The organism is Paenibacillus spongiae (genome assembly GCF_024734895.1).
Lineage (GTDB): Bacteria > Bacillota > Bacilli > Paenibacillales > Paenibacillaceae > Paenibacillus_Z > Paenibacillus_Z spongiae.
This window is the reverse complement of the sequence record NZ_CP091430.1, coordinates 6,098,759-6,112,688: the sequence shown is the minus strand read 5'-3', so window position 1 is coordinate 6,112,688 and position 13,930 is coordinate 6,098,759. Positions and strand designations below refer to the sequence as shown.

Annotated in this window: 10 protein-coding genes; all 10 read left to right on the top strand. The window is 54.5% G+C overall.

Translation table 11 applies throughout. The features are described 5' to 3' along the window. Window position 1 precedes the first annotated feature (1 nt). The 10 genes from L1F29_RS27510 to L1F29_RS27465 all read left to right on the top strand — a co-directional run bounded on the left by L1F29_RS27510 (window position 2) and on the right by L1F29_RS27465 (window position 13,902). Window positions 2-1,045 carry a glycosyltransferase family 4 protein gene (locus tag L1F29_RS27510; RefSeq protein ID WP_258385213.1) on the top strand — a complete coding sequence of 348 codons (1,044 nt, stop codon included), beginning with the start codon at window positions 2-4 and terminating at the stop codon, window positions 1,043-1,045. After that, the gene (locus L1F29_RS27505) at window positions 1,042-1,929 is read left to right on the top strand and encodes a glycosyltransferase (protein WP_258385212.1); all 888 of its coding nucleotides are present in this window, start codon (window positions 1,042-1,044) and stop codon (window positions 1,927-1,929) included. Before L1F29_RS27510 ends, L1F29_RS27505 begins: the two co-directional genes overlap by 4 nt. Before the next feature lie 31 nt (window positions 1,930-1,960). After that, complete coding sequence (locus L1F29_RS27500) at window positions 1,961-3,304, top strand: lipopolysaccharide biosynthesis protein (protein ID WP_258385211.1); 1,344 nt, start codon at window positions 1,961-1,963, stop codon at window positions 3,302-3,304. A gap of 23 nt (window positions 3,305-3,327) precedes the next feature. Then, on the top strand, window positions 3,328-3,912 hold the full coding sequence (locus tag L1F29_RS34255; RefSeq protein WP_309252344.1) for an acyltransferase: 585 nt from the start codon (window positions 3,328-3,330) through the stop codon (window positions 3,910-3,912). A gap of 61 nt (window positions 3,913-3,973) precedes the next feature. Beyond that, complete coding sequence (locus tag L1F29_RS27490) at window positions 3,974-4,936, top strand: polysaccharide pyruvyl transferase family protein (RefSeq protein WP_258385210.1); 963 nt, start codon at window positions 3,974-3,976, stop codon at window positions 4,934-4,936. Window positions 4,937-4,950: 14 nt separating this feature from the next. Continuing rightward, window positions 4,951-6,321, top strand: coding sequence for a sugar phosphate nucleotidyltransferase (locus tag L1F29_RS27485; protein WP_258385209.1), 1,371 nt, complete (start codon window positions 4,951-4,953; stop codon window positions 6,319-6,321). A gap of 72 nt (window positions 6,322-6,393) precedes the next feature. Continuing rightward, a complete protein-coding gene (locus L1F29_RS27480; RefSeq protein ID WP_258385208.1) occupies window positions 6,394-7,734 on the top strand; it encodes a UDP-glucose dehydrogenase family protein in 1,341 nt (446 codons plus the stop codon). 23 nt (window positions 7,735-7,757) lie between these two features. After that, a complete protein-coding gene (locus L1F29_RS27475; protein WP_258385207.1) occupies window positions 7,758-10,706 on the top strand; it encodes a chitobiase/beta-hexosaminidase C-terminal domain-containing protein in 2,949 nt (982 codons plus the stop codon). Further along, window positions 10,703-11,965 carry a sulfotransferase family protein gene (locus L1F29_RS27470; protein WP_258385206.1) on the top strand — a complete coding sequence of 421 codons (1,263 nt, stop codon included), beginning with the start codon at window positions 10,703-10,705 and terminating at the stop codon, window positions 11,963-11,965. Before L1F29_RS27475 ends, L1F29_RS27470 begins: the two co-directional genes overlap by 4 nt. Further along, window positions 11,962-13,902: an asparagine synthase-related protein gene (locus L1F29_RS27465; RefSeq protein ID WP_258385205.1), complete on the top strand. Its 1,941-nt coding sequence runs from the start codon at window positions 11,962-11,964 to the stop codon at window positions 13,900-13,902. The genes L1F29_RS27470 and L1F29_RS27465 overlap by 4 nt, the downstream gene beginning before the upstream one ends. Window positions 13,903-13,930 lie beyond the last annotated feature (28 nt).

Here is a 13,930-nt window from a genome sequence, read left to right as displayed (position 1 = left end):
GATGGGCAAACCGACCGTTTACATGTGGCCCAAGTGGAGCCCGCACAATAAATACAGCGAACTGCTGACCAGGTCGATCGAGCAAAACGGCCTGCAGGTCGAGCATTACGACCGGGAGGCGATGTTCAAGCCCCGCAGGGGAGACATCGTGCACCTGCACTGGCCGAGCAACTCGTATACGTCGTCGGTCTTTGCGCTGACGATCGCGAAGTCGCTGTTTTTCGCCTTGCTGCTTCTCTATTTCAGATGCAGGGGCGTGCGGCTGTTCTGGACGGTTCATAACGTCTGGCCGCATACGGGCAAGACGCGCTGGGACCGCCTGATGCGCAAGTATATATTAACCGTCTGTCATGAGGCCTTCGTCCTGAGCGAGACGGTGAAGGGGGAGGTTGCCGCAACGTTCGGCGTGCCGCCAAGCAAGCTTGTCGTTACGCCGCACGGTCACTATGTGGATGCCTATGCAAGCAAGGGCACGGATATCCGCAAGCGATTCGGCATTTCCCCGGAGAGCTTCCTGTTCTTGTTTATCGGCCGGATCAATCCCTACAAAGGGGTCGATCAACTCGTCGAAGCATTCTCGTCGCTCAAGCTGGAATCTTGTGACCTGCTCATCGCGGGGCACGTCGATTCGGGGTACAGCCTCGATTTCATCGACCGGGTCAATGACGGCACGATCCGTATTTATCCGCAGTTCGTGGATGACCATGAACTGGCCGATTTCTTGGAGGCAGCTAATGTGATCGTACTTCCCTACAAACAAATTTCGACTTCCGGGAGCGCGATTCTCGCTCTTTCCCACAAGAAGCCGGTCGTTGCGCCCAGATTGGGCGCACTCGGCGAATATGTTTCAGACGGATGCGGCGTCTTGTACGATCCGGACGATCCGGACGGCTTGCGCAAGGCCCTCCAAGCGTCCATGAATATGGACGTGAAGGAAACGGAGATGCACATTGCGGCGAAGCTCCGGGAACTGGATTGGGACCGGATAGCCGGTAAAATGATTCAAGTCTATACCGGTATGAAGCGGTACGAGGTGAACGCATGAAAGCAACCATAGCGATTTGTACGCATAATCGGGCAGCGGACGTGAAAGAAGCGCTTCTAAGCCTGCTGCAGCAAAGCTTTAACGGTTCCTACGAGGTGATCGTGGTCGATAATCGTTCCACCGATAATACCAGAGAGGTCGTTCAAGAATTTCAGAGGCTGGTCGATGTCCCGATTGTCTATCTTTACGAAGAACGGCTTGGCCTCTCCGTCGCCCGGAACCGCGCGATTCGCGAAGCTTCCGGCGAGTACGTGCTTTTCCTGGACGACGACGCAGTAGCCTCCGAAGATTGGATCCGCTGCATTGTCGCCTTGTTCGAGCTTGATCCGCGAATCGGCTGCGCAGGCGGCAAAATCGAGCCAGCCTGGGAAGGAAGCGCTCCGCAGTGGCTGCTCCCGGAGAACCGGACGCTATACACGATCCTGGATTATTCGGATGAAATCGTGGAAATGCGCAGGCCAGACATTCCGTTCGGCGCCAACGTGGCCTTCCGCAAATCGGTCTTCGATTCGATGGAACCCTTCCGGGAGGACCTCGGCAGAGTAGGCAGCAATTTGTTGTCCAGCGAGGAAGCCGAGCTAATCGAGCGGATCCGCGCGCGTTATTCGGTCTTTTACACGCCTCACGCTTCGGTGCTGCACAAGATTCCCCGCAGCCGGATCAGCCGGAAATGGCTGCTTCGGCGAATTTATTGGCAGGGGGTCAGCAGCGCGGTCTCCTCGAAGAATAAGGCGGGGATCTTGATGAAATCGCTCGTGAAGATGCCGTTGTTCGCCCTGCTCACCGTCGTATTCGCATACGACAAACGCAAAATTTTCCGCAATATCAGCAAAATTTCATACAGCAACGGGCAGCTCCGTGGTGTGTTGAAGATGTATCAGTAAAGAGAATATGCGGTTTAAGGATGTCGAACCTATGATCAGTCTACAAGCCGTCAAAAAAAGGTTGACCGGGCGCGGAGCCATTCAAACGATTCTGCATACAAGCGCCGCCAATCTTCTGATTATGATACTGAGCACGTTGACCTCCATTGTGACGGCGCGATTGTTCGGAGTGGCGGGTAAGGGTGAATTCTCGGCTATTCTGTTCTGGCCGACTTTGCTGGCGGGTCTCGTCAGCTTCGGGCTTCCGACTTCCCTCATTTTCAATATGAGGACGAATGCGGGCAAAGCGACCGAATACGTCAGGGCAGGATTTCTATTCCAAATTCCCGTCAGTCTCATCATCGGCATCATTGCCTGGATCTATCTTCCCATCTGGCTGGGGCAATATTCGGATGACGTGATCCAAGTCGCCAGGTGGTATACCATTCTGACGCTGCCGATGCTGCTTGCCGTTAATTTACTTGCGGCGCTGACGCAAGGCATGGATAAGTTCAGCCTGTACAACGGTTTGCGGCTGTACGTCCCGCTAAGCAACCTGGCCGGTTTGCTGGTGCTTTGGGCGATTGGCAAATTGACGATCTCTTATGCATCTTTTGCCTTTTTCGCCACCAGCCTGATGGTCATCGTCTGGTCGCTGTACCGGCTGCGGCGCGAATTGACCTTTAACTGGTTCAAACCGTTCGCGGACCGCATCGTGTTCAAGTCGCTGTTCGGCTACGGCGGAAGGGTGTTCGGTGTCGAGCTGCTCGGGACAATGTACTCGCAGTGCGACAAGCTCATCATCATATCGCTGCTGACACCGAAGGATTTCGGTCTGTATACGGTCGTCTATACGCTGTCCCGCGTGTTCAATGTCGTTCAGATGGCCATCTCAAACGTGATTTTCCCGAAGGTCACCGGCATGGACAAGGACAAAATCATCGCAACGGTCGGCAGAGCGTTCCGGCTCTCGTTCCTGCTCATGGCCGCAGCGGTCATTCCGGGCATGATTATCGGCCGTTTCTTGCTGGGCCTCCTGTTCGGCGCGCAGTTTCTGGAAGCCGGCAACGCGTTCTACCTGCTTTCTCTGGAATGCATTCTAGGCGGCGGATCGTGGATTCTCGCCTCCTCCTTCAATGCTATGGGCCGACCTGGACTTGTGGTTATCCGGCAGGCGGTCGCGCTTGTGATAACGGTCGGATTATTCTTCGTCTTTACGCCGCTGTACGGGCTGAACGGCATTGCGTTTGCCCTGCTGCTCGGCTCGGTCATCCGGATCGTCATTACGATCGCGGCCATGCGGGTAGTCTTCAAGGTGAGAATCGCCGACATACTTTTTGACAAAGACGATATCCGCTCTCTATTCAAGCAGTTATCGCGAAGCATGCCATCCTAACGAATGGAATGAAGTGAAGTGAAGTGAAAAATGTGCTTGCGGCCGCAAAGGCCGGTACGAACCAAAGAAAGAGAAGCGTCAGGGATTATGCCAAATACGGTTACCGCATCCTGCTCGGCATGCTGTTCAGGAGGAAGGTCGACCAATGCGGGAAGCTGCTGCGGGTAGCCGGCGGCGTGACGGTCTCGAAGGCAAAGCAGGCCAGGCTCATCATCGGCGACAACGTTCTGCTGTTTCGAAACACCGGCTTTTACTTGGATTCCAGTGAAGCGGTTATCGAAATCGGGGACCATACCTTCATTAATCGAAGAACCGAGATCATTTGCAAGAAGCATGTGAAAATCGGAAGCCACTGCGCGATTTCCTGGGATGTCGCCATCATGGATACTGACATTCACCGCATCGAGGGGATGGCGGAAACGAAGCCGACCGTCATCGAGGACAATGTATGGATCGGCAGCAAGGCGATTATCTTGAAGGGCGTTACGGTCGGCAAAGGCGCTGTCGTTGCGGCCGGGTCGGTCGTGTCGAAGGACGTGCCTGCCTATTCGCTCGTAGCCGGGGTTCCGGCGAAGCCGATCAAAGAGAACATCAAGTGGCACATTTGACGGGATCGATCCCGGAACCCAGAAGAGAGAAGATACGCCCAATGGAGAAGGAGACGGATTGATGGAAACCGTACAGATCGCTCATCCTCATCCCATGGATGAGCTCAAAAACCGGCTTCGGCACATTTTGAACGTGATCCCGCCCCATTCCAAGATCTATTACATCGATTATCCGGTGCACGGCAACGGCGGCGACCTGTTGATTATGAAAGGGACCGAAGTTTTTTTCAAGGATCATCGCATCCATGTCCAGGCGCGGTACAGCGTATTGGATTTCCCGGACGGCTTGGCCATTCCGAAGGATCATATCATCGTCCTGCACGGCGGCGGAAATTTCGGCGACTTGTATCCGGCGCACCAGAAGCTGCGCGAGAAGATCGTGGCCGATTATCCCGGTCATCGCGTGGTCATGCTGCCCCAGACGATTTTCTACAAGAACGAAGCCGCATTCGACCGGACGGCAGCAGTCTTCAACCGTCATTCGGACCTGCATCTATATGTCCGCGACACGTTGTCGCAGGAAATGGCGAAGGCCAAGTTCAAGACATGCAATGTCTATTTGTCTCCGGACATGGCGCATCAGCTGTGGCCGATTCGCAGCAAGAACATGCCGGGCAAGGAGCTGCTCTGTTTTCTAAGGACCGATATCGAGAAGACAGCGGAGCAGGAGCGGCTGGAAGCTTCGGGCAAGGGCGATTATTTGGACTGGTCGACGCTCTTTAACGGGGTCGAGCATAAATCGATCCGCGTTTTCGGCAAAATGCTGCAAAAGGGCAGCGGTAAACTGCCACTAAGCAAGTTCTGGGGGAAGTACACCGATTACCTCGTGAACAAGGCGGTCAACCGGTTCAGCGACTATAAGACCGTACAGACTTCAAGGCTTCACGGTCATATTCTGTCTTGTCTCATGGATAAGCCGAACATCCTGCTCGATAACTCGTACGGCAAGAACGCCAGTTACTACCGCACATGGACCGGAGGCATAACGTCAGCGAAATTAATGGCGGAGCCAACGGGAAAATAGAATGGAGGATTGGTATGAAAATCGTACTTCTTTCGGGTGGATCGGGAAAAAGGCTGTGGCCTCTGTCGAATGACTCCCGTTCGAAACAGTTTCTGAAAATACTCAAAAACGGCGACGGCCGGTTAGAGTCCATGATACAGCGGGTTTGGGGTCAGCTAGAGGAAGCCGATTTGCGCAGGGACGCATACGTGGCGACAAGCAAGCCTCAGGTCGAAATGATTTATAGCCAATTGGACAATGAAATCAATCTGATCGTAGAACCGGAAAGACGGGATACGTTTCCTGCCATCGCGCTTGCAGCAACGTATTTATATTCGGTCGAAGGCGTGAGTCTGGGAGAAACGATTGTCGTGATGCCCGTCGATCCTTACGTCGAAAATTCATTCTTTCAGGCGCTGAAACAGTTGGAGCACGTGCTTGACCATTCCGATGCCAACCTGGCCCTCATGGGCGTAAAGCCGACGTATCCATCGGAGAAATACGGTTATATCCTTCCGAAGGAGGAAACCGGCGCTGATCGGCCGTTCGTTGACGTTCACAGCTTCCGCGAGAAGCCCAACAAGGAAGAAGCGGAGGAATTGATTCGCCGGGAAGCGCTCTGGAACTGCGGCGTGTTCGCGTTCAAGCTGGATTTCCTCATTAACATCCTGATCGCGAACGAACTGCCGATTCAGTACGATGAAATGCTGAAGCGGTACGGCAAGCTTCCCAAAATCAGCTTCGATTACGAAGTGGTGGAAAGAGCGAACCGGATTTCCGCCGTTCGTTATGACGGACCGTGGAAAGATCTGGGCACCTGGAATACGCTGACCGAGGAAATCCAAACCTCGCTGATCGGCAAAGGCATCATCACGGAAGATTCTATCAATACGCATATCATTAACGAATTGGATATCCCGATTACGCTGATGGGCCTGTCCGATGTCATCGTGGCGGCAAGCCCAGACGGCATTCTGGTCGCGGACAAAGCGTCAAGCCCGATGATCAAGGAAGTCATGAAGCATTCGGATCAGCGTCCGATGTACGAGGAGAGACGCTGGGGCCGTTATCGCGTGCTGGATTACATCACGTACCCGGACGGCAGGGAAGTGCTCACCAAACGGATTTTCATTTCGGCCGGCAATAACTTGAGCTACCAGTACCACAGCCTCCGGGACGAGGTATGGACGGTCATCTCCGGAAACGGAGACATGATATTGAACGGACACCGCTTCTCCGTGAAGGCAGGCGATGTCCTCGCGATTCCGAAGGATAACAAACACAGCCTGCGGGCGGAAACGGATATCGAAATCATCGAAGTCCAAACCGGATCGCAGCTCATCGAAGAGGATATCGTAAGGCTCGAACTCGATTGGAACGAAATCATTCAACTTTGCAGGGTATAAAGTAACGAAAACGCCAAGCTTATGCTTACGATGCTGCGTTTTTCGTAGAAAAACGCTTTAGGAGCTGAAAATATGAACATCACAGTCATCGGCACCGGTTATGTCGGGCTCGTGTCGGGGATTTGCTATGCGGAACTCGGCAATCACGTCGTCTGCGTCGACAAGGACCTGGCCAAAGTCGAAACCTTGCAAAACGGGGGCATCCCAATTTACGAACCCGGCCTGCAAGAACTTTCGGTCAAGAATATGGCTGCCGGAAGGCTGAGCTTCACAAGTGATTTGAACCAGGCGGTTAAGCAATCGGACCTTGTCATTCTTGCGGTCGGGACGCCTTCTCTGCCAAGCGGAGAGGCGAATCTGTCTTATATCGACCAGGCGGCCGCCGAGATCGCGCAAGCAATGAACGGGTATAAAATCATTGCCGTGAAAAGCACCGTGCCCGTCGGAACGAACGAACGCGTGAGGAATCTGATCCGGAGCCGGACTATGGAGCGGTTCGACAGTATCTCGCTGCCGGAATTTTTGCGGGAGGGTTCGGCCGTACAGGATACGCTTCATCCCGACCGGATCGTGATCGGCGCCGATTCCCAAAGCGCCGTCGAAACGATCGTAGAGCTGCATCGGCCGCTGACGGATCAAATCGTCGTGACGGACATCCGCAGCGCGGAGATGTTAAAATACGCCTCCAATGCTTTTCTGGCGACAAAAATATCATTCATCAACGAAATCGCGAACATTTGCGAGAAGGTCGGCGCCGACGTCACCCGCGTCGCGGAAGGCATGGGGTACGACAAACGGATCGGCCCAGCGTTTCTTAAAGCCGGGATCGGCTATGGCGGCTCCTGCTTCCCGAAAGATACGAGAGCGCTGATCCAAATCGCGGGTCACGTCGATTATGAATTCAAACTGCTTCGCGCGGTCGTAGAAGTGAACCAGGATCAACGGATGAGCGTCATCCGGAAGCTGGAAACGATATTCGACGGGGAGCTGCAGGGGAAGACGTTCGCCGTCTGGGGGTTGGCCTTCAAGCCGAATACCGATGACGTCCGGGAATCGCCGGCGCTAGAGATCATTCAGTATTTGGTCCGGAGCGGGGCTTACGTGAAGGCCTACGATCCGATCGCGATTCGAAACTTCCAAAGCATGTACGGGAATAACGGCGTAATGTGGTGCGACGATGCATTGGAGGCCGCGACGGGCGCGGATGCGCTGTGCCTGCTGACGGAATGGGACGAATTCGTTCATATGGACCTCAAAATGCTGCAAACAATACTAAAGAAGCCGATTTTGATTGACGGACGGAACGTATTCAAGGAAGACGATTTAGCGGAAACGTCATTCATCTATTATTCAATCGGCCGGCCGCGTCTGGACCAAGGGGCCAAGGAGGAAATGTCAGCCCTGAGCGACTAAAGGGGCAAAAAAGGAGAAAAATCGTGAAAAAGAAATTCGTGTGTCTATTAGTGTGTCTGATGGTATACGGGATGTTCGTGGGTCTGTTCCCTGCACATGTTTTGGGAGACGGCATCTCGCCTTCCTATGAAATCGAAGTCGATTCCCTTGAGAATTGGAACGCAGTCTACGAACATTCGGATTCGCTCAAGCTGCAGAAGCTTCCGGGCAATCCCCAGGATTCGACGCGCGTGAAGCCAAGCGGCGTTTTTGGCGAATACATGGTCTACAAGGCCCAAAAGAATAGCTTATTTCGTTCCTTTTCGATTTACGCTTATTACACGGCGGGTCATAAATACGTACATCCAACGATTTCGATATCCGGCGACGGAAAGACCTACAAGGAGATCACGCCGGACATCCATGAAAGCGGCGGGAACGCCGTCGTGTATGAGTCGAGGGGCTTTCCGGTGAACACGAAATATTTGAAAATCACCTTTCAAGGCATGATCACTGACCAATCGCCTTCGATAGGGAAGGTCGTGCTCAACGGTCCTTCGAAAGTAGATGCCAGCGCTCCATCGGGAACGGTGCCTTACGGCCGCATGATCTTGCTGAACAGGGGAGAAGCGGGAGAAACGGTATACTATACGACCGACGGTAGCGATCCGCGATTTTCGCTGACCCGCAAGCATTACAGCTCTCCAATTCCGGTGCTCGACAATCTGCTGTTGAAGACGACCGCCGTAAACCATTCGGACTCGGGCAAGTCGGCGGCAAGCATGGTTTCAACCTACCTGTACGCCCCGGCCTCTACGGCCGCTGCGCCTGTCGGCATGGTTGATACGCTGGATAATTTCAAACAAATGGCCAGCCGTTCCAATCTGTATATCGCCAAGAACAACCCCGGTTTCTTCGACAATGACAGCGGCCGAGTAACGCGCTCCACCACGGGGCCGGGCAGTATCGTTTACCATACGGATTACGATATTGGTTCCTTCACGGTCTACGGCAGCTTCTTTACGGGAGTTCCGGTCGAAGCCCAACGGTTCTTCGTTTCGCCTGACGGCAAACAGTATACGGAGATTTCCGCGCTAGCGGGACCGGCCGGCTACCAGCAAAGCAATTGGCAGCCGTACGCGTATGAAGTTTCGTCCGTGCCCGCGCATACGCGGTTTTTGAAAATCATGCTGGTCGGATCGGCCAAAGCCTGGTCACCGCAGATTACCAAGGTCGTGCTTAATCAAAACACGGCCTCCGTAAAGCTGGTTTCATCCCAAACCGTCGGGGCGGTCAAGACCGAATTGTCGACGGAAACGCAAGACGCGCGCATCTATTACCGTTTGAACAAGGGACCCGATTTCCTGTCCTACGGAGCGCCGCTGCAGCTTACGGGCTATAACGTCGTGGAAACGTACGCGGTCAAGGACGGCATGATGCCGAGCCCGATCCGTAAATTCACGGTTAATGCCAGCAATGATGTCGTGGTCGATAAGTACGGTCAGATGAAGAATGCGAAATTCGCCGGGAAGGTGACGAGTGACACGGAATTGGCTGCGGACATCCAAGCGGATGACGCTTATTACAACAGCCTTAAGCCTCCTGCCGATCGCGACAATTACGGCGGACTGGCCGGCAGCGCCGAGAAATATGGCTTGAAAGCGAAAGGTTATTTCGCGATCCAGCAGCTGGACGGCCGCAAAGTCATGACGACGCCGAACGGGAATCTCTATTTCAGCCTGGCGGTGAACGGCGTCACGGCCAATGAGACGTATACGAAGGTAAAGGGACGGGAGCAGAAGTTTGAATCCATTCCCCCGTACGAGGGCGAATATAAGCGCGCTTATATCGGGAAGGACAACTACTCCTTCTATATGGCCAATATTTACCGCAAGACTGGCGTTTTCCCCACCGAGCATTCCGTCTATTCGGAAGCGGTATCACGGCTTCAAAAATGGGGCTTTAACGGCATAGGCAACTATTCGCCCGAGAAATACGGCGAAAAGGGCAAAATGCCTTACGTAAGAATGCTTCCGCTGAACAGCATGAGCTGGGCCAAGCTGGACGGTATTTCGATCTTCGATATCTTTGCGCCGAATGCCGAGAAGAAGATCGACGACGCGTTCAAAAAAACGCTGAAGCCGCATAAAGACGACCGGATGCTGATCGGGTACTTCATTGACAACGAATACGATTTTCATAAATTTTATTCCCACGTACCGAAGCTGAAGGCGAGCTCGGCCGCCATCAAAGGGAAATTGGTCCAGACGCTGAGGGATAAATATCAAACTGTCGCCGCCTTCAACGCCGCCTGGGGCACGAAGTTCAACTCGTTCGAAGACATGAACGAAGCCGAACTGCCGATAAAAACGTCGGCGTCTTGGCGCGACATGGACGATTTTTTCGCTTATTACCTGGATACGTTTTTTGGGACCGTTTCACGGATCTATCGCAAATACGATCCCAATCATCTGCTGCTCGGAGACCGGTGGATTACGACGTCCTTCCATAACAAGAAATTCCGGGATGCGCTCGCCGAAGCGGAAGGCAGATACGTCGATGTCATCAGCATCAACTATTATACCTATAAGATTGAGACCGACCTCTTGGAGGATGTCTACACGAAGTCGGGCGGCAAACCGATCCTGATCGGCGAATTCGGGTACGGCACCGGTGAGCAGGGACTGAACCCTCTCCTTCCGAATTCGGCGTCGAACCAGTTCCAGAGAGGGATGCGTTACCGGAATTATGTGGAGAAAGTCGCCACCCTGCCTTACATTGTCGGCGCGCATGTGTTTAATTACGTGGATCAAGCCGGTCTCGGCAGATACTGGCAGGGCGAATGGGGAGAACATTACAACTCCGGGCTCGTAAACGTCGCGGATCGGCCCTATAAGGATTATCTGAAGGGCATCATGGATACGAACTACGATGTCTACAAGCTGATTCTCGGGGAACGGCCGAAATATTACTATGATTTCAGCAAAGGGTGAAGAGTGATTTGATCGATTCGAACGGCAACAATCTTGTTTTCTTGCTTTGCACGCCCAGAAGCGGAAGTTCGTTGGCTACGGTGATGCTCCAAAATCACAGCAAAATGTTCGCGACTCAGGAAATGTGGTTTCTTATGAGTCTGGTTGACCTGCAATCGCCGCAGCGCAGAGCGTACGGCGGAACAGGCATCGTAGCCCAATTCTTCAACGGCGTCCTGTCGCATGAAACCTTCGAAGACGCATGCAGGGCATTCGCGCTTCAGGTATATAACGGCTTGCTGCAAAGCAGCGCAGGAGCGGAGCTGGTCATCGACAAGTCGCCCCGGTATTACTATCTGCTGGAATTTTTGGACGCGCTGTTTCCGCATTCCAGGCGGATCTGGCTCATCCGGAACCCGTTCTCGGTGCTCGCCTCTTATAAGAAGGTGAACCAGCAAAGAGGCGTAGGCTTCGATTTGACGGAAGGCCTGCGCAATCCGGGCTTCGATATGAAAATCGCCGATCTTACCGTCGGACTGTTCCGGTATTATCAATATTTCGCCAAAGATAACCTGTACGCGCATCGGCTGCATTACGAAAGACTGGTTTTGGATCCCAAGGCGCAATTATCGGAAGTCTGCCGTTTTCTCGGCTGCGATTACGAAGAGGGAATGGAAAAGTACGGGAACTTCATGAACTCCGCCAAGTCCGACTTATACTTCAGCATGGGCGTAGGCGATCCGTTCGTGGCGAACCATACGGAACCCAATCAGGAATCAGTCGCCATCTGGAAAGGGGTATTGGACAAGCGGGAGATCGAACTGTACGGCCGGGCGCTCGGGGCGCGAATCTTTCACGATCTCGGCTATGCCGAGCAGCTGGACGAGGCCGAGAAGCTGACGGGCGTACGCTTCGAGATGGAGCCGGATACAGAGCTGATCGCGCTGCGCGCCAAGCAATTGGCGGATGCGACGGGCTGCAGATGGGAAGAGGGCTATGCGATGAAATCCGAAGCAACCGCAGGAAGAAGCTTGGCGTTGACGGAGCACCAGTACGTTCCGGTTGACAAGACCCGCCCGGACAATACGCTTCAGTTGCAGATGACTATGCGCGCGCTCGAGAAGCGCCTGGAGCTCGGCGCCATGGAGCAGCGGCATTTAAAATCGCAGCTGGATGCCATGAACCGAAAAATCTCCCGGTTGAAATCGCTGATTCCCTTCGGCAGCCGGCTGTCGACACTGGCGTCGACCTACTTGACCGGCGGCGTGGGGAAGAAATGAGCGCCATTGCCGGCCTGCTCAGGTTCGACGGGCAGCCTGCCGGGTCCGCGGACGGCAGCGCCATGATGGAAGCCATGGAGCGATACGACGCCGACGATGTCCAAACCTGGACGGACGGTCCTATCTTTCTCGGCTGCCGTTCCAAATGGATTACGCCCGAGTCCGTACACGAACGGCTGCCCTATTACGATCCGACGTTAAGGCTGGCGATCGTTGCGGATGCCATTATCGACAATCGCCGGGAATTGTTTGACCTGCTGCAGGTTCGTCCTACCGATCGCGCCGGCATGACCGACAGCGAGCTTATCTTGCTTGCTTACCGGAAATGGGGGCGGGAAGCTCCGAAGCATCTGGTCGGCGATTTCGCCTTCGTCATCTGGGATGAACAGGAGCGGCTCGTCTTCGGCGCGCGGGACTTGTTCGGTAACCGCTGCCTGTATTATCATCGCGATGCCCGGCGTTTTGCCTTCGGAACGACGATCGCGCCCTTGTTTGCGCTGCCGGATGTCGCGAAGGAGCTTTACGAGCCTTGGCTCGCGGAATTCATGGCCATTCCGGAAATGTACGAATCAACGGACGTCGGCTCCACGCCGTACCGGCATATTCATCAAGTGCCGCCGGCGCATACGGTTACCGTCTCGGACGGACGAGTCTCGCTCTCCGCTCACGGCTCCCTCGAGCCGAAGGAGATGCTGCGGCTCAAATCCGACCGAGAGTACGAGGAGGCGTTCCGGGACGTATTCGGGGAAGCGGTGAAGTCCAGACTCCGGACGCATCGCCAGGTGGCAGCGACGTTAAGCGGCGGTTTGGACTCGGGAGCGGTCGCCAGCTTCGCTGCGCGCGCTTTGCGGGAAGAAGGGAAATCGCTGCATACCTACAGCTTTATCCCAACACGCGATTTTGTTGATTGGACGCCTTCAAGCGCGATAGCCGACGAGAGCCGGTTCATTCAAGCCACGGTTCGCCATGCGGGAAACATCTCGGAGCGGTATATGGACTTCGAGGGGGTCAGTCCGATGTCCCAGGTGGACGATTGGCTGGACATCCTTGAAACGCCCTATAAGTTTTTCGAGAATTCGTTCTGGCTGAAAGGGATGCACGAGCAGGCCGGACAGCAGGGAGTAGGCGTCCTGTTAACCGGAGCTAGAGGGAATTTCACGGTCTCGTGGGGACCTGCCGTATATTATTACGCGGAGCTGCTAAGGAAGCTGAAATGGCAGCAATTCATGCGCGAGTTTCGTCTGTACAGCGCCAATAAAGGAATCGGCGGGAAGCGCCTCATGTCCATTATTTGCAAAGAGGCCTTCCCCATACTCGCCAAACGTTCGAACACGGACGGCGGGACCGACATTCCGACGATGCTGATCCATCCCGATTTTGCCAGGCGGACCGACGTGTTCGCCAAGCTTCGGGACAGCGGGATCGGCGTGAACGGCTCCATGATCGCCGATCCGCTGGAGCTTCGGAAGGAAAAGATGAAGAGCTTGCCTGTCGGCAACAAGAACGGCGCATCGGCAACCAAATTGTCCTTGCGCTACGGCGTATGGGAGCGCGATCCGACCTGCGATCCCAGGGTCGTTCGCTTCTGCTTCTCGGTGCCGGTGGAGCAATATGTTCGAAACGGATTGGATCGCGCGCTGATCCGGAGGGCGACGAAGCATTATTTGCCCGACGAAGTACGGCTGAATCAGCGCGTGCGGGGCGTACAGGGAGCCGATTGGGTACACCGCATCATTCCCGGATGGAAATTACTCGAGAGCGAGCTGCGGCAGCTTTGCGACGATCCCATCGCGGCAGCTTATCTCCATGTCGACCGGATCAAAGAAGCCGTTTTGCGGCTCGGCGTGGAACCGCGTCCGGAGCAGGCTTTCCAGCCGGAGATGAGAATGCTGATGCGGAGCCTGATCATATACCGGTTCCTGAAACGAATGCAGTGAAGGGAAAATACTGAAGGGAGGTGAGAAA

What these genes read in the sequence shown, in the direction of transcription:
- L1F29_RS27510 (WP_258385213.1), top strand. Translation starts at nt 2, where the DNA reads ATGGGCAAACCGACCGTTTACATGTGGCCCAAGTGGAGCCCGCACAAT.
- L1F29_RS27505 (WP_258385212.1), top strand. Translation starts at nt 1,042, where the DNA reads ATGAAAGCAACCATAGCGATTTGTACGCATAATCGGGCAGCGGACGTG.
- L1F29_RS27500 (WP_258385211.1), top strand. Translation starts at nt 1,961, where the DNA reads ATGATCAGTCTACAAGCCGTCAAAAAAAGGTTGACCGGGCGCGGAGCC.
- L1F29_RS27490 (WP_258385210.1), top strand. Translation starts at nt 3,974, where the DNA reads ATGGAAACCGTACAGATCGCTCATCCTCATCCCATGGATGAGCTCAAA.
- L1F29_RS27485 (WP_258385209.1), top strand. Translation starts at nt 4,951, where the DNA reads ATGAAAATCGTACTTCTTTCGGGTGGATCGGGAAAAAGGCTGTGGCCT.
- L1F29_RS27480 (WP_258385208.1), top strand. Translation starts at nt 6,394, where the DNA reads ATGAACATCACAGTCATCGGCACCGGTTATGTCGGGCTCGTGTCGGGG.
- L1F29_RS27465 (WP_258385205.1), top strand. Translation starts at nt 11,962, where the DNA reads ATGAGCGCCATTGCCGGCCTGCTCAGGTTCGACGGGCAGCCTGCCGGG.